This is a genomic window from Nocardioides marinus (assembly GCF_013408145.1).
Taxonomy (GTDB): Bacteria; Actinomycetota; Actinomycetes; order Propionibacteriales; family Nocardioidaceae; genus Nocardioides; species Nocardioides marinus.
The window spans coordinates 1214357-1231164 of the sequence record NZ_JACBZI010000001.1 but is presented as its reverse complement, the minus strand read 5'-3'; the positions used below and the strand labels follow the sequence as shown (position 1 = coordinate 1231164).

At 71.2% G+C, this 16808-nt stretch carries 8 protein-coding genes; 7 read left to right on the top strand and 1 reads right to left on the bottom strand.

Going from position 1 to position 16808, the window contains the following annotated elements:
- The first annotated feature begins 108 nt into the window (after positions 1-108).
- On the top strand, positions 109-2301 hold the full coding sequence (glgX, locus tag BKA05_RS05945) for a glycogen debranching protein GlgX (RefSeq protein WP_179530604.1): 2193 nt from the start codon (positions 109-111) through the stop codon (positions 2299-2301).
- Here glgX and glgP read toward each other — a convergent pair.
- Positions 2298-4892, bottom strand: coding sequence for an alpha-glucan family phosphorylase (glgP, locus tag BKA05_RS05940; RefSeq protein WP_179530603.1), 2595 nt, complete (start codon positions 4890-4892; stop codon positions 2298-2300). The two genes, glgX and glgP, sit on opposite strands and share 4 nt — an antisense overlap.
- A gap of 124 nt (positions 4893-5016) precedes the next feature.
- Between glgP and BKA05_RS05935 the strand changes: the two genes are divergently transcribed.
- The 6 genes from BKA05_RS05935 (at position 5017) to glgB (ending at position 16800) form a co-directional block, all read left to right on the top strand.
- A complete protein-coding gene (locus tag BKA05_RS05935; RefSeq protein WP_179530602.1) occupies positions 5017-8496 on the top strand; it encodes a M36 family metallopeptidase in 3480 nt (1159 codons plus the stop codon).
- 392 nt (positions 8497-8888) lie between these two features.
- Positions 8889-9179 carry a GIY-YIG nuclease family protein gene (locus BKA05_RS05930; RefSeq protein ID WP_179530601.1) on the top strand — a complete coding sequence of 97 codons (291 nt, stop codon included), beginning with the start codon at positions 8889-8891 and terminating at the stop codon, positions 9177-9179.
- A 157-nt stretch (positions 9180-9336) separates the two neighbouring features.
- Complete coding sequence (locus BKA05_RS05925) at positions 9337-11325, top strand: alpha-1,4-glucan--maltose-1-phosphate maltosyltransferase (protein ID WP_179530600.1); 1989 nt, start codon at positions 9337-9339, stop codon at positions 11323-11325.
- Positions 11322-13061 carry a maltose alpha-D-glucosyltransferase gene (gene treS, locus BKA05_RS05920; RefSeq protein WP_179530599.1) on the top strand — a complete coding sequence of 580 codons (1740 nt, stop codon included), beginning with the start codon at positions 11322-11324 and terminating at the stop codon, positions 13059-13061. Before BKA05_RS05925 ends, treS begins: the two co-directional genes overlap by 4 nt.
- Entirely contained in the window at positions 13058-14563 is a 1506-nt protein-coding gene (locus BKA05_RS05915; RefSeq protein ID WP_343045541.1) for a maltokinase N-terminal cap-like domain-containing protein, read from the top strand. Before treS ends, BKA05_RS05915 begins: the two co-directional genes overlap by 4 nt.
- Positions 14560-16800 carry a 1,4-alpha-glucan branching protein GlgB gene (gene glgB / locus BKA05_RS05910; RefSeq protein WP_179530598.1) on the top strand — a complete coding sequence of 747 codons (2241 nt, stop codon included), beginning with the start codon at positions 14560-14562 and terminating at the stop codon, positions 16798-16800. Before BKA05_RS05915 ends, glgB begins: the two co-directional genes overlap by 4 nt.
- Positions 16801-16808 lie beyond the last annotated feature (8 nt).

Sequence of the window (16808 nt, the reverse complement as noted above, 5' to 3'; positions counted from 1 at the left end):
CGACTCTCCCTCTCCTCGTCGCTCACCGGTGCGGCCCTGCGGCGCCGAGGACGTGGCGACGGCTGGGCCCGCGCCGAGCATCGTGCCACCCCTGACACAATCCTCGACATGGTGCCGGTGGCGTGGACGCATCTCGGGCAGACCTCCAGGGTCTGGCCCGGGCGCAACTGGCCCCTCGGTGCCACCTGGACCCCCGAGCAGACCAACTTCGCGGTGTACGCCCCCGAGGCGAGCGAGGTGACCCTGTGCGTGTTCACCGACGCCCCCGACGGGGGCGAGGAGGAGCACCGCCACGTGCTCACCGAGCAGTCCCTGGGGATCTGGCACGGCGCCCTGCCCGACGTGCGGCCGGGCACCCGCTACGGCTACCGCGTCGACGGCCCGTGGGACCCCGACGCCGGTCACCGGTTCAACCCGCACAAGCTGCTGCTGGACCCGTACGCGATGGCGGTGAGCGGTGACTACACCCCTGCCCCCGCCACCTTCGGGTACGTCTTCGACAACCCCGAGGAGCAGTCCACCGAGGACTCCGCACCCTTCGTGCCGCGCAGCGTCGTCGTCGACCCGGGCTCCGGCGACTTCGACTGGGAGGGCGACCAGCCGATGCGGCGCCGCTGGCGCGACACGGTCATCTACGAGTGCCACGTCAAGGGGATGACCCAGCTGCACGACCGGGTCCCCGAGCACCTGCGCGGGACGTACGCCGGGCTCGGCTCCCCCGCGGTCACCGACTACCTGCGCGACCTCGGCGTGACCGCCGTGGAGCTGCTCCCGGTCCACCAGTTCGTCTCCGAGCCCGGCCTGACCGAGCGCGGCACCAGCAACTACTGGGGCTACAACTCCATCGGCTACTTCGCCCCGCACGCGGCCTACTCCTCCTCCGGCGACCGTGGCGAGCAGGTCCGCGAGTTCAAAGAGATGGTCAAGGCGCTGCACCGCGCCGGCCTCGAGGTCATCCTGGACGTGGTCTACAACCACACCGCCGAGGCCGGTCCCCTCGGGCCGACGCTGTCCTTCCGCGGCCTGGACGACCGCGGGTTCTACAAGCGCGTGATCCCCGTGCCCGACCCGGAGACCGGCGAGGTGGAGTTCGACGACACCTACTGGGACGTCACCGGCTGCGGCAACACCGTCGACTCCAACCACCCCCTCGCGCTGCGGCTGATCCTGGACTCGCTGCGCTACTGGGTCACCGAGATGCACGTCGACGGCTTCCGCTTCGACCTGATGTCGGCGCTGACCCGCACCGGCTACGACATCGACATGAACTCCGACCTGCTGGTCGCGATCGGCCAGGACCCGATCCTGCGGCACGTGAAGCTGATCGCCGAGCCGTGGGACGCCTCGATGGACGGCTACCTGGTCGGGGGCATGCCGCCGCCGTGGGTGGAGTGGAACGACCAGTACCGCGACGAGATCCGCGACTTCTGGCGCAACCACGCCCAGGGCCCGCGCACCGTCGCGACCCGGCTGGCCGGCTCCTCCGACCTCTACGCCGACGACGGACGCTCGGCCTACAACTCGATCAACTTCGTCACCGCCCACGACGGGTTCACCCTGCGCGACCTGGTGACCTACGAGCACAAGCACAACGAGGCCAACGGCGAGGACAACCGCGACGGCACCGACAACAACCGCTCGTGGAACCACGGGGTCGAGGGCGAGACCGACGACCCGGCCCTCGTCGCCGTACGCCGGCGGCAGGCGGCGAACATGATGGCGACCCTGTGCCTGTCCAACGGCGTGCCGATGATCACCGCCGGCGACGAGCGCGGCCGCACGCAGCGCGGCAACAACAACGCCTACTGCCAGGACAACGAGATCTCCTGGGTCGACTGGTCGACCCAGGACGCCTGGCTCGACGTCTACGAGGTCACCAAGACCGCCCTGCGGCTGCGTCGCGACCACCCGGCGCTGCGCCAGCGGCACTGGTTCGAGGGACGCCCCACCATCAAGGGCGGCCCCAAGGACCTGGCCTGGCTGCATCCCTCGGGTCGCGAGATGCGCGAGGAGGACTGGTACGACCACGAGCTGCGCACGATCGGCATGTTCGTCTCCGGCGCCCCGCTGCGCGCCCCCGGCCCGCGCGGGGAGCAGCAGGTCGACCGCTCGTTCATGCTGTGGTTCAACGCCGGCTGGCTGCCCCAGGCGGTCCACCTCCCGGAGAACGACTGGGTCCAGCGCGGCGAGGTCGTCCTCTCCACCGACGTCAAGCTCGACGTGGGCGCCGAGGTGGAGGCCGGCGACCGGATCTCCGTGGGGCGCCGCTCGGTCGTGGTGCTGCGCGAGCTGAAGGACTAGCCGGTCGGCAGGGCCACGACGCCCAGCTCGGCGTCGGAGGCGAGCAGCTCGTGGCGCGGCACCACCCTGACGGTGTAGCCGAACGACCCGGCGGAGTCGAGGGCGACGGCGCCGTCGAAGCGGTGCCGGCCGCCCTCGTAGCTCTCGGCGAGGGTCAGCAGGGAGGTCCGGGTGTCCAGGAGCTCGTCCTCGGCGGTGGTCCGCCCGTGGACCAGCTGGACCTCCACGTCCTCCGGCGAAAGCGAGCCCAGCGCCACGAAGGCGCGCGTCGACATCAACGCCCCCACCTCCGGGGAGTCGCCCACCCCGCTGGACTCCACGTGCTCGACCCGGACCCCGGGCCAGGACTCCAGGACCCGGCGCTTCCAGGCGGCGAGGTCGACCGCCCCGGCGTAGTCGCTGTTCAGGGCACGGGCGGTGGCGGCGGCCGGGGCGTAGAGCTGGCGCACGTAGTCGCGGACCATCCGCGTCGCGAGCACCTTGGGGCCCAGCGACTTCAGCGTGTGCCGGACCATCTCCAGCCAGCGGGTCGGGACCCCGGAGGCGTCGACGTCGTAGAACCGGGGCGCGACCTCGTTCTCGATCAGGTCGTAGAGCGCGGCGGCCTCGAGGTCGTCACGACGGTCGACGTCCTCCACACCGTCGGCGGTCGGGATCGCCCACCCGTTGTCGCCGTCGTACCACTCGTCCCACCAGCCGTCGAGCACCGAGAGGTTGAGACCGCCGTTGAGCGCGGCCTTCATGCCGGAGGTGCCGCAGGCCTCGTAGGGGCGCAGCGGGTTGTTCAGCCACACGTCGCAGCCGGGGTAGAGCGGCTGGGCCATGGCGATGTCGTAGTTGGGCAGGAAGACGATCCGGTGCCGGATCTCGGGGTCGTCGGAGAGCCGGACGATGTCCTGGATCAGCTTCTTGCCGCCGTCGTCGGCCGGGTGTGCCTTGCCGGCGATCACCAGCTGCACCGGACGGGCCGGGTCGAGCAGCAGCCGCTTGAGCCGCTCGGGATCGCGCATCATCAGGGTCAGGCGCTTGTACGACGCGGCGCGGCGGGCGAAGCCCATCGTCAGCACGTCGGGGTCGAGTGCGGAGTCGATCCACGCGAGCTCGGCGCTAGCCGCCCCGCGCTTGGTCCAGGACTTGGCCAGGCGCCGGCGGGCGTCCTCGACCAGGCGCTGGCGCAGCACCCGCTTGGTCGCCCACACGGCCTCACCGGGGATCGAGTCGACAACGTCCCAGAAGGCGTCGACGTGCTCGGAGTCAGGCGCCACCCCGGCGCGGGCGGCGAGCTCGAAGACCTCGCGTCCGACCCAGGTCGGGCCGTGGACTCCGTTGGTGATGGAGCCGATCGGGACCTCGGCCTCGTCGAAGGCCGGCCAGAGCCCCTGGAACATCCCGCGCGAGACCTGCCCGTGCAGCTGTGAGACGCCGTTGGCGCGCTGGGCGAGGCGGAACCCCATGACGGCCATGTTGAACACGGCCGGGTCGCCTCCCTCGTAGTCCTCCGACCCGAGCGCGAGGATCCGCTCGACGGGGACGCCGGGGCAGGCGCCGGAGTCGGCGAAGTACTGCGCCACCAGCGACCGGGGGAACCGGTCGATGCCGGCCGGGACCGGGGTGTGGGTGGTGAACACCGTCGAGGCGCGCCCGACCTCGAGCGCGGTGTCGAAGTCCAGGGCGGGCCCGGCAGGGTCGACCGTCAGCTCACGGATGCGCTCCAGCCCGAGGAACCCGGCGTGGCCCTCGTTGGTGTGGAAGACCTCGGGCGCCTCGTGACCGGTGATCCTCGAGAACGCGCGCAGCGCCCGGACGCCACCGATGCCGAGCAGGAGCTCCTGCCGCAGCCGGTGCTCGGAGTTGCCGCCGTAGAGACGGTCGGTGACGTCGACGTACTGCTGGGGGTTGCCCTCCACGTCGGTGTCGAGCATGAGCAGCGGGACGCGTCCCACGCTGGCCACCCAGATCCGGGCCAGCAGGTCCGGGCCGCCCGGCATCGCGATCGAGACGGTGGCCGGCTCCCCGGTGGGCTCGCGCAGCATCGAGATCGGGAGCTCGTCGGGGTCGAGGACGGGGTAGGTCTCCTGCTGCCAGCCCTCGCGCGACAGCGACTGCTTGAAGTAGCCGTGGCGGTAGAGCAGGCCGACCCCGATGATCGGCACCCCGAGGTCGCTGGCCGCCTTCAGGTGGTCACCGGCCAGGATGCCCAGGCCCCCGGAGTACTGCGGCAGCACCGCGGTGATGCCGAACTCGGGGCTGAAGTAGCCGATCGCGCGAGGCCCGCTGCCGTCCGCGCCGCCACCGGAGCGCTGGTACCAGCGCGGTGCGGTCAGGTAGGTCTCCAGGTCGGCCTCGGCCCGGGCCAGGTCGGCGAGGAAGGTCTCGTCGGCGGCCAGCTGTTCGAAGCGCTCGCGACCCACGGCCCCCAGCAGACGCACGGGATCGTGGCCGGTCTGCTCCCAGAGGTCGGCGTCGACCGCGGCGAAGACGTCCTGGGTCGGTGGGTGCCAGGACCAGCGCAGGTTCAGCGCGAGGTCGTTCAGCGCAGCCAGCGCGGGAGGGAGGACGGGGCGGACGGTGAAGCGACGGATGGCACGCACGCGCGAACGCTAACCCCGATCACTTGAACGATCCAAGACATCTGGACCTCTAGGACCGATGTGAACGGCGTGTTTCGTCGCGGTGGACGCATAACCACCGGTTCGCGGACACGTTGAGCAGGCCATGCCCACTGCTCCCTCCCGCGCACGGCGCCGCACGACGGCCGCCCTCGCCCTGATGACCGCCACCCTGGTCCCGGGCCTCGCGCAGATCCCCGCCCTGGCCACCCCCTCCACCGTCGCCACCACCGACCTGCCGCACGTCGTCGACGGGGTGGTCGCCACCCTCGGCGACACCGTGCCCGGCCTGGCCGACCTCGACCTGCGCGGTCGCGTGCTGCCCACCGCGGCCCAGCGCAGCGCGGCCGACCGCCTCGGCGCGGTCACGCTGCGCTGGAACGACTTCGGCACCCCGAGCTCGCTGCTCCGGGCCGATGGCGCCCTGGCCCGCGCGACGTCCTCCGACCCGGTCCTCGCTGCGCGCGCCTACCTCGAGGACAACGCAGCCCTCTTCGGCCTGACCCGCTCGGCGATGGCCGGCCTGGAGCTGGTCAACGAGCAGAAGCTCGCCGACTACCCCGACGCCCAGGGCCGCCCGACCGCCCCGGCCGGGCACGCCGTGCTGTTTCGCCAGCGCTTCGGTGACCTCTCCCCCGCCCTCGGCTCGATGGTGACCGTGGGCGTCTCCCGCGGCGAGATCGCCTACGTCTCCTCCTCCCTGGTCCGTACGACGCAGACCGCTCCGGCCGCGACCCTCACCCCGCTCGAGGGCTGGGTCGAGGCCGCCGGCAACGTCGGCCGCTCGATCACCGGCTCCACGCTGAAGAAGATCGGCACCGTCGTCGACCGTGCCGTCGGCTCGGTCGCCCCCTGGACCCGGCTCTCCGTGCCCGGCTTCTCGGAGCAGCAGCAGGTCCGCCTGCGCGCCCTCGCGCTGGCCGACGGCACCGTGCGCCCGGTCTACGAGGCCAACGTCGTCGACAACCAGGACGGCCTGGCCTTCGCGTACACGCTGATGGTCGACGCCGTCACCGGTGACGTGCTGCACCGCGCCCACCAGGTCGAGAACGACTCGGTCCAGGAGGTCTACCAGGGCACCTTCAGCAGCACCCAGTGCGGCCCCAAGCACCCCTTCGAGCTGACCGACGACCTGACCACCACGTTCAACGCCGCGGCGCTGGCCCTGCCCGTCGACGACGTCGTCGTGAAGTTCTTCGGCCCCAAGGACCGGCTGCTCTACACCGGTGACCTGCTCACCAGCCCCGAGGTCGTCACCTGGACCTCTCCCGAGCCGCTGGAGGCCGGTGTCTACAGCGCCCAGGTCTGCCCCTTCGACGACGCCTCGGCGGTCGTCGGTGCCTATGCCCTGCTCGTCTCGACCAGCGACACGGCCACCCCCGGGGTCGGCGGCGGCCTCGGCTTCGACCCGACGTGGAGCTACTACCCTGCGAACCCGTCGATGTCCTCGACGAAGGTCGGCAAGACCCCGGGCAACGACGTCATCGGCTGCTGGGTCGACACGCCCGACTGCTCCATGCCCACCGGCCCGTTCCGAAACCTGGCCTCCCCCTTCGCCTGGGACCAGGTCAACGTCGCCGGCGCGTCGTCGATGACGACCATCGGCAACAACGCCAACACCCACGAGGCCTGGGTCAGCCCGCTCTCCCCCGGTGGCCTGCTGCAGGCCCCGGTCTCCCCGACCCGCACCTACACCGGTGAGTTCACCGACGCGTGGAACGAGTCGGCCTGCGACCCGACCAACCTGGTGCCCGGCGGCAACGACATCGACTTCGTCACCGGCAACCTGTTCGTCTCCCACAACCGGATGCACGACTACAGCTACTACCTCGGCTTCACCGAGGAGAACTACAACCTGCAGCTGGACAACTTCGGTCGCGGCGGCGTGCCTGCCGACGCGGAGGTCGGCAACGTGCAGGCCGGCGCTCTGACCAGCCCGGTGTTCGAGGCCACCGGTGTCGCCACCGGACGCAACAACGCCAACCAGATCACCCTGCAGGACGGCGTCCCCGGCATCACCAACCAGTACCTCTTCCAGCCGGCCGCGAGCGCGTTCTACGCGCCCTGCACCGACGGCAGCCTCGACATGGGCATCGTCGGCCACGAGTACACCCACGCCATCTCCAACCGGATGATCGCCGGCCCGGACGAGGGCATCGGCTCCGACCAGGGCGGTGCCATGGGCGAGTCCTGGGGCGACCTCACCGCCGCGGAGTACCAGTTCAGCCACGGCTACAAGAACGGCGGCAACATCTTCGCCGTCGGCGTCTACGCCACCGGGAACAAGAAGACCGCGATCCGCAACTTCGCGATCAACAAGAACCCGCTGAACTACTCCAACTACGGCTACGACACCACCGGCGTCCAGGTCCACGCCGACGGCGAGATCTGGAGCGGCACCCAGTGGGAGGTGCGCCAGGCGCTGGTGGAGAAGTGGAACAAGAAGTTCCCCTACAAGGACAAGGCCCTGCAGCTGGCCTGCGCCCAGGGCTCCGACCACGCCTCCCCCGTCGCCCCGCAGTACTGCCCCGGCAACCGGCGCTGGATCCAGCTGGTCTTCGACGCCTTCCTGCTCCAGCAGGGCAGCACCTCGATGCTCGACGCCCGCGACGCCATGCTGGCTGCCGACCGGATGCGCTTCGGCGGCGAGGACCTCAAGGTCATGTGGCAGGCCTTCGCCCGCCGCGGCATGGGCAAGAACGCCGTCATCGACGCCACCGACGAGAACGTCGTCACCGGCGGCTTCGCCTCCCCCAAGGGCGACAACGCCACCGTGACGTTCAAGGGCGGCTCGGGACCCGGGTCGGTCTACGTCGGCATGTTCGAGGCGCGTACGTCGCCACTGGCCGACACCTTCCCGAGGACGAGGACCAAGGCGACCGCGACGATGGCGCCGGGCAGCTACGACCTGCTCTACGTCTCCCCCAAGGGCGGCTTCCACCGCTTCGGCCTCACCGTCAAGGCGGGCCAGAAGCGGACCGTGCGGCTCCCCAGGGCCGTCAACCTGGCCGCGTCCGCCGCCGGCGCGAAGGTCATCGGCGCCACCGAGGGCTCGCTCAAGACCGAGGCGCTCATCGACGGCACCGAGGACACCAACTGGGCCGGCGTGACCGAGGCCAACGTCGACGAGTCCAAGCCCTTCGTGGCCGTCGACCTCGCGGGCAGGAAGTCCACGATCCGCCGGGTCCAGGTCAGCGCCCTGCTGAACCCGGTCGACGGTGCCGACGACATCGACCAGCTGTCGGGCTCGCGGTTCACCGCGCTGCGACAGTTCGCGATCGAGGTCTGCGCCACGGGCTGCACCAGCGGCAAGGCGACCTGGAAGCGCGTCTTCACCTCGAGGTCCGACGCCTTCCCGGCCGTCCGCCCGCGCCCGACCGCTCCCAAGCAGGCCATGCGCTCGTTCTCCTTCAAGCCCACGAAGGCCTCGGCCGTGCGGCTCGTGGTCCTCAACAACCAGTGCACCGGGTTCGCCGGGTACGCCGGCGAGCTGGACAACGACCCGATCACCACGACCGACTGCGCCACGGGCTCCGAGCGCGGCACCGTGGTCCACGCGGCCGAGCTGCAGGTGTTCAAGAAGTAGCCACCCCATCCTCGCTGCTCGATCGCTTCGGTGGTCGAGCAGCGAGGAGCGCCAGCGACGAGCGGGCGTCGAGACCACCCACGCACCACAGGTGGTCGAGCAGCGAGGAGCGCCAGCGACGAGCGGGCGTCGAGACCACCCACGCACCACAGGTGGTCGAGCAGCGAGGAGCGCCAGCGACGAGCGGGCGTCGAGACCACCCACGCACCACAGGTGGTCGAGCAGCGAGGAGCGCCAGCGACGAGCGGGCGTCGAGACCACCCACGCGCAACCGGTGGTCTCGACACCCGCTCGCTGGCGCTCGCTGCTCGACCGCCCGTCAGCGCGACCCGTTGTCCACAGGCTGCGGGCCTGTCGCGGTTGGCGCCCGCCTGGGCGGGCAGGTCCCCTCCATGGCCTGGACCTACATCCTCGAGTGCGCCGACGGCAGCTACTACGTCGGCAGCACGACCCACCTGGACCTGCGCGTCAGCCAACACCAGCGCGGCGAGGGCGCCACGTACACACAGAGCCGACGACCGGTCCGCCTGGCGTGGGCGGGTGAGTTCGAGCGGATCGACGAGGCGTTCGCTTTCGAGAAGCAGGTCCAGCGGTGGGGGCGCGCCAAGCGGCAGGCCCTGATCGACGGCCGCTGGGACGACCTGCCTGGATTGGCACGGGGGCGCGACCTGCCTCCGACCTGAGGTGGTCTCGACACCCGCTCGCTGGCGCTCGCTGCTCGACCACCCGGTCTCACCGTGGTCTCGACGCCCGCTCGCTGGCGCTCGCTGCTCGACCATCGGAGCTGCGCCACCGGGTGGGTGTTTGCGTGACGGGTGCCCAGCCGCTTGGCTAGTGGGCATGGTCGGACGCATCCCCGTCATGAACGTGATGCCACTGGTGGACCTCGGTCGGCAGCCCGCGAAGGCGACCGTCGGCGAGCCCTTCAGGGTCTCCGCGACGGTCTTCCGGGAGGGCCACGACAAGCTCGCGGCCGAGGTGGTGCTGACCGACCCCTCGGGCACGCGTCGTGCGCCGGTGCGGATGGTCAAGCACCCCGACGTGCCGGACCTGCACGAGGCGTGGGTGACCCCCGACCTCGAGGGTGCCTGGAGCTTCGAGGTGCAGGCGTGGTCCGACCCGCTGGCCACCTGGCAGCACGACGCGGGCATCAAGATCCCCGCCGGGGTCGACGTGGAGCTGATGTTCCTGGAGGGGCGGCTGCTCTTCGAGCGCGTCGCCGCCACCCTCGAGCCCGCCGACACCAAGGCTCGGCAGGTGCTCGAGGGCGCGGTCCTGGCCGCCCAGGACACCGAGCGCCCCGCCGCCGCCCGGCTCGCGGCCCTGCGCGACCCGGAGCTGACGCAGGTGCTGCTCGAGCACCCGTTGCGCGAGCTGGTCACCGTCGAGGGGCCCTACCCGGCGTACGCCGACCGCGAGCGCGCGTTGTTCGGCAGCTGGTACGAGTTCTTCCCGCGCAGCGAGGGGGCCACCAAGGACCCGACGACCGGGAAGGTCCGCTCCGGCACCTTCCGCACCGCGGCGAAGCGGCTCGACGCCGTTGCCGCCGCCGGCTTCGACGTGATCTACCTGCCGCCGATCCACCCGATCGGCGAGGTCAACCGCAAGGGCCCCAACAACACCCTCACCCCCGGCCCGGACGACACCGGCTCGCCGTGGGCGATCGGGTCCAAGGACGGCGGGCACGACGCGATCCACCCCGACCTCGGCACGATGGCCGACTTCGACGCCTTCGTCGCCCGCGCCGGGGAGCTGGGCCTCGAGGTCGCGCTCGACCTGGCCCTGCAGGCCGCGCCCGACCACCCGTGGGTCACCACCCACCCGCAGTTCTTCACCACCCGTGCCGACGGCTCGATCGCCTACGCCGAGAACCCGCCCAAGAAGTACCAGGACATCTACCCGCTCAACTTCGACAACGACCCCAGCGGCATCTGCCGCGAGGTGCTGCGCGTGGTGAAGCTGTGGATGTCCCACGGGGTGCGGATCTTCCGCGTGGACAACCCGCACACCAAGCCGGTGGCGTTCTGGGAGTGGCTGCTCAAGGAGGTCCGCCGCACCGACCCCGACGTCCTGTTCCTCTCCGAGGCGTTCACGCGCCCGGCGATGATGCACGGCCTGGGCGCGGTCGGCTTCCACCAGAGCTACACCTACTTCACCTGGCGCACCGCGAAGTGGGAGATCGAGGAGTACCTCCGCGAGCTCTCCAGCGAGTCCGACCACCTGATGCGGCCGAACTTCTTCGTCAACACCCCCGACATCCTCCACGCCTACCTGCAGTACGGCGGGCCGGCCGCGTTCAAGGTCCGGGCCGCCCTCGCGGCGACCAGCTCCCCGAGCTGGGGTGTGTACGCCGGCTACGAGCTGTTCGAGCACGTGGCGGTCAAGCCCGGGTCCGAGGAGTACCTCGACTCCGAGAAGTACCAGATCCGCATCCGCGACTGGGACGCCGCCGAGGCCGAGGGCCGCACGCTCACGCCGTACCTCACCCGGCTCAACGAGCTGCGCCGCGAGCACCGCTCCCTGCAGCTGCTGCGCAACCTCACGATCCACCACAGCGACGACGAGAACGTCCTGGTCTTCGCCAAGCAGGCCGTCGTGGGCGACCCCGACAGCGACACCGTCGTGGTGGTCATCAACCTCGACCCGCACGCCACCCGCGAGACGACCGTCCACCTCGACCTGCCGTCGCTGGGCATGGACTGGGGCGAGCGCTTCGTGGTCCACGACGAGATCACCCACCAGGACTGGTCGTGGGGCCAGCACAACTACGTGCGCCTGGACCCCCACCACGAGCCGGCCCACGTGCTGACGGTGCGGAGGGGCGCATGAGCGACCACCTGCCCTCCGAGTCCGGCGTGGACCTCGACGAGGCCACCCGGTCCCAGCCCGACTGGTTCAAGACCGCGGTCTTCTACGAGGTCCTGGTCCGCTCCTTCCGCGACTCCAACGGCGACGGCACCGGCGACTTCGCCGGCCTGGTCGAGAAGCTCGACTACCTCGAGTGGCTCGGGGTGGACTGCCTGTGGGTCCCGCCGTTCTTCCCCTCCCCGCTGCGCGACGGCGGGTACGACGTCGCCGACTACAACGGCGTGCTGCCGGCGATCGGCACCATCGAGGAGTTCCACCGCTTCCTCGACGAGGCCCACGCCCGCGGCATCCGCGTGATCATCGACTTCGTCATGAACCACACCAGCGACCAGCACCCGTGGTTCCAGGCCAGCCGCAGCGACCCGGACGGGCCCTACGGCGACTTCTACGTGTGGTCCGACACCGACGAGCTCTACCAGGAGGCTCGGATCATCTTCGTCGACACCGAGCCGTCGAACTGGACCTGGGACCCGGTGCGCCAGCAGTACTACTGGCACCGGTTCTTCCACCACCAGCCCGACCTCAACTTCGACAACCCGGCCGTGCACGACGCGATGATCGACGCGCTGCGGTTCTGGCTGGACATGGGCCTGGACGGCTTCCGCCTCGACGCGGTGCCCTACCTCTACGAGCGTCCCGGCACCAACGGCGAGAACCTCCCCGAGACACACGAGTTCCTCCGCAAGGTGCGGCGCATCGTCGACGAGGAGTACCCCGGCCGGGTGCTGCTGTGCGAGGCAAACCAGTGGCCCCAGGACGTCGTGGAGTACTTCGGCGACTTCGAGTCCGGTGGCGACGAGTGCCACATGGCCTTCCACTTCCCCGTGATGCCGCGCATCTTCATGGCGGTGCGCCGCGAGTCGCGCTACCCCATCTCCGAGATCCTCGAGCAGACCCCGCGCATCCCCGACAACTGCCAGTGGGGCATCTTCCTGCGCAACCACGACGAGCTGACCCTGGAGATGGTCACCGACGAGGACCGCGACTACATGTGGCAGGAGTACGCCAAGGACCCGCGGATGAAGGCCAACATCGGCATCCGCCGCCGCCTGGCCCCCCTGCTGGACAACGACACCAACCAGATCGAGCTCTTCAACGCGCTGCTGCTCTCGCTGCCCGGCTCGCCGGTGCTCTACTACGGCGACGAGATCGGGATGGGCGACAACATCTGGCTCGGCGACCGCGACGGCGTGCGCACGCCGATGCAGTGGACCGGCGACCGCAACGCCGGGTTCTCCTCGGCCAACCCCGGTCGGCTCGACCTGCCGGTCGTCCAGGACGCGATCTACGGCTACGAGTCGGTCAACGTCGAGGCGCAGATGGAGAACCCCTCCTCGCTGCTGCACTGGACCCGCCGGATGCTCGCCGCCCGTCGCCACCACCCGGCGTTCGGCCTCGGGGAGTTCCACGACCTCGGCGGCTCCAACTCCTGCGTGCTCTCCTACGTGCGGGAGTGGACCGACCCCGAGACCGGCGAGGAGGACGTGATCCTCTGCGTCAACAACCTCTCCCGCTTCCCCCAGCCCGTCGAGCTCGACCTGCGGCGCTTCGAGGGCCGCCGGCCGGTGGAGCTGCTCGGCAACGTGCCGTTCCCGACCGTGGGCGAGCTGCCCTACCTGCTCACCCTCGCCGGCTACGGCTTCTACTGGTTCCGGCTGACGGCGCCCGAGCACCTCGAGGAGGACCAGCTGCTGTGACCTCCTCCGACACCCCCCGAGGCGGGACCCCCCGGGCCCCGCTGACGCTGCGGACCGACCACCTCGACCACCGCGTCCTGGCCGACTACCTGGTGCGGACCCGCTGGTTCGCCGGGAAGGGCCGCCCGTTCACCGTCACCGGCGTACGCCGGCTCGGCGAGGTGCCCGCGGGGTCGGTCCCCGAGCCGCGCGTGGTGCTGCACCTGGTCGAGCTGACCTACTCCGACGTGCCCGCCGGGGCCAGCGACGAGGTCGAGCGCTACCAGGTGCCGCTGGCCCTCTACACCGAGGCCGAGTCCCGCCTCGACCACGCCTTCGTGGGCTGGTGGGAGGAGCCCGGCCTGGGCTGGGTGCACGCCTACGACGCCCTGCACGACCGGGAGGCGATGGCCCGCTGGCAGCAGGCCTTCGACACCGCCGCGGGCCGGCCCGGCGGCAACCTGGTGGACCACGAGAGCTCGCTGGCCTTCCACCGGCTGCCCGGCCACGACCTCGACCTCGCCGCGCACTCGACGCTGTTCTCCGGCGAGCAGTCGAACTCCTCGGTGGCCTTCGGGGAGGACGCCCTGCTCAAGGTCTTCCGCAAGGTGACGGCGGGGGTCAACCCCGACGTGCAGGTCCACGAGGTGCTCAGCCGCGCGGAGTCCCCCGACGTCGCGCACCTCTACGGCTGGGTGGACTGGGTCGACCCCGACTCCGTCGACCCCCACGACCCCGAGTCCGGCGAGGTCGTCCAGCTGGCGATGCTGCAGCAGTTCCTGCGCACGGCCTCCGACGGCTGGGACCTCGCGCTGTCCAGCGTGCGCAACCTCTTCTCCGACCCCGAGCTGCACGCCTCGGCCGCGGGCGGCGACTTCGCCGGGGAGGCCACCCGGCTCGGCCTGACCCTCCGGGCGGTGCACGACCTGCTCGTGGAGCACTTCGGCGAGGACGAGGTCCCCGCCCGGGAGGTCGCCGAGCGGATGGGAGACCGGCTGCCGGCCGCCCTGGCCGCCGCCCCGGCGCTGGAGCCGCACCGCGAGTCGCTCGAGCGGCTCTTCGACCGGGTCGCGGCCCTCGGTCACGTGGGCGTGCACCGCATCCACGGCGACCTGCACCTCGGGCAGACCCTGCGCACCTCGCTGGGCTGGAAGATCGTCGACTTCGAGGGAGAGCCGGCCAAGCCGTTGGCCGAGCGGCTGCTGCCCGACTGCCCCTGGCGCGACGTCGCCGGCATGCTGCGCTCCTTCGACTACGCCCCGCGGGTCGTGGAGCGCACCTGGGCCGAGGACGACCCCGACGGTGCGGACGCGCGCGCCGCCAAGGCCCAGGAGTGGGCCAACCGCGCCAAGAACCACTTCCTCGTCGCGTACGCCGGCGGCGAGGTCACCCCCGAGCAGCGCACGCTGCTGGAGGCCTACGTCGCCGACAAGGCCGTCTACGAGACCGTCTACGAGACTCGCAACCGGCCGACCTGGGTGGAGATCCCCCTCCAGGCCGTGGCCGAGATCGGAGCGTCATGACCCCCCCAGCCCCCACCGAGCCTCCCACCCGGGCCGCTACCGGCACCGGCACGAGCCCCCGACCGGTCCCCCGCGAGGAGCTCGACCAGCTCGTCCGCGGCGAGCACGGGCACCCGCACGCGGTGCTCGGCCCGCACGTGCACGAGGGGGCCGTCACCGTCCGGGCGCTGAAGCCGCTGGCCGCCCGGGTCGCCGTCGTCGGCGAGTTCGGTGAGGTGCCGCTGACCCACGAGCACGAGGGCGTCTGGGTCGGGGTGCTCCCGGTCGCGGAGGTGCCCGACTACCGACTCTCGGTCGCCTACGACGGCGACCCGCTGCTGCTCGAGGACCCCTTCCGCTTCCTGCCCACGCTGGGCGAGGTGGACCTCCACCTGGTCAACGAGGGCCGGCACGAGCAGCTGTGGACCGCCCTGGGTGCCCACGTGCGCCACTACGAGGGGGCCGACGGGCGCGCCATCGAGGGCACCTCGTTCGCGGTGTGGGCGCCCTCGGCGCGCGGCGTGCGCCTGAAGTGCGACGCCAACGGCTGGGACGGCCGCGAGCACCCCATGCGACAGCTGGGCACGTCCGGGGTGTGGGAGCTGTTCGTGCCCGGCGTCGGGTCGGGGACGGCGTACAAGTTCGCGATCCTGGGCCAGGACGGCCACTGGCGCGAGAAGGCCGACCCGCTGGCGCGCTGGGCCGAGCCGCCGGCCAGCACCGCGTCGAAGGTCTTCGAGTCCGACTACACCTGGGGCGACGACGCGTGGATGTCCGCACGCGCCGACACCGCGCCGGTCAGCGCCCCGATGAGCGTCTACGAGGTGCACCTGGCCTCGTGGCGGCGCCACTACGACGGCAGCACCTGGTCGTGGGACCAGCTGGCCACCGACCTGGTGGCCTACGTGCAGGACCTCGGCTTCACCCACGTCGAGCTGATGCCGGTGATGCAGCACCCCTTCGGCGGCTCGTGGGGCTACCACGTCACGTCGTACTTCGCGCCCGACAGCCGCTTCGGCGACCCCGACGGCTTCCGGCTGCTGGTCGACCGGCTCCACCAGGCCGGCATCGGCGTGATCCTGGACTGGGTGCCCGGCCACTTCGCCACCGACGAGTGGGCGCTGGCCCGCTTCGACGGCACCCCCCTCTACGAGGACCCCAACCCCCAGCGCGGGTGGCACCAGGAGTGGGGCAGCCACATCTTCAACTTCGGTCGCCCCGAGGTGCGCAACTTCCTGTTCGCCAACGCCGTGTACTGGTGCGAGGAGTTCCACGTCGACGGCCTGCGCGTGGACGGTGTCGCCTCGATGCTCTACCTCGACTACTCCCGCAAGGAGGGCGAGTGGTCGCCCAACAAGTACGGCGGGCGGGAGAACCTCGAGGCCGTGCAGTTCCTGCAGGAGATGAACGCCACCGTCTACCGACGGGTGCCCGGGGTGGTCACCATCGCCGAGGAGTCCACCTCCTGGCCCGGCGTCACCAAGCCGACCGACGCCGACGGCCTGGGCTTCGGCTTCAAGTGGAACATGGGCTGGATGCACGACTCGCTGACCTACATGGCCCACGAGCCGGTGCACCGCGCCTACCACCACGGGGAGATGACCTTCTCGCTGGTCTACGCCTGGTCGGAGAACTTCGTGCTCCCGATCAGCCACGACGAGGTCGTGCACGGCAAGGGGTCGCTGCTGCGCAAGATGCCCGGTGACCGGTGGCAGCAGCTGGCCAACCTGCGCGCCTACCTCGCCTTCATGTGGGGCCACCCCGGCAAGCAGCTGCTCTTCATGGGCGTGGAGCTGGGCCAGGAGTCGGAGTGGGCGGAGTCCCGCGAGCTCGACTGGTGGCTGCTGGAGCACCCCGAGCACGCCGGGGTGCACCGGCTGGTCCGCGACCTCAACCGCGTCTACGCCGAGTCCGGGGCGCTGTGGGCGCAGGACCACTCCCCCGACGGCTTCGCCTGGATCGACGCCAACGACGCCGGCCGCAACGTCTTCTCCTTCGTCCGCCGTGCCCCCGGGCACCCCGACCTCGTGTGCGTCTCCAACTTCTCAGCGGTGCCGCACCACGGGGTGCGCGTGGGCTTCCCGGCGGCCGGTGAGTGGGCGGAGGTGCTCAACACCGACGCCGAGACCTACACCGGCTCCGGGGTCGGCAACTTCGGCTCCGTGACGGCGGTCGACGGCGAGCACCACGGCCACCCGGCGTACGCCGACGTCAGCCTGCCGCCGCTCGGCACCGTGTGGTTCCGGGCGGCCCGCTGACGGTGGTC

What these genes read in the sequence shown, in the direction of transcription:
- BKA05_RS05935 (WP_179530602.1), top strand. Translation starts at nt 5,017, where the DNA reads ATGCCCACTGCTCCCTCCCGCGCACGGCGCCGCACGACGGCCGCCCTC.
- BKA05_RS05930 (WP_179530601.1), top strand. Translation starts at nt 8,889, where the DNA reads ATGGCCTGGACCTACATCCTCGAGTGCGCCGACGGCAGCTACTACGTC.
- BKA05_RS05925 (WP_179530600.1), top strand. Translation starts at nt 9,337, where the DNA reads ATGGTCGGACGCATCCCCGTCATGAACGTGATGCCACTGGTGGACCTC.
- glgX (WP_179530604.1), top strand. Translation starts at nt 109, where the DNA reads ATGGTGCCGGTGGCGTGGACGCATCTCGGGCAGACCTCCAGGGTCTGG.
- treS (WP_179530599.1), top strand. Translation starts at nt 11,322, where the DNA reads ATGAGCGACCACCTGCCCTCCGAGTCCGGCGTGGACCTCGACGAGGCC.
- glgB (WP_179530598.1), top strand. Translation starts at nt 14,560, where the DNA reads ATGACCCCCCCAGCCCCCACCGAGCCTCCCACCCGGGCCGCTACCGGC.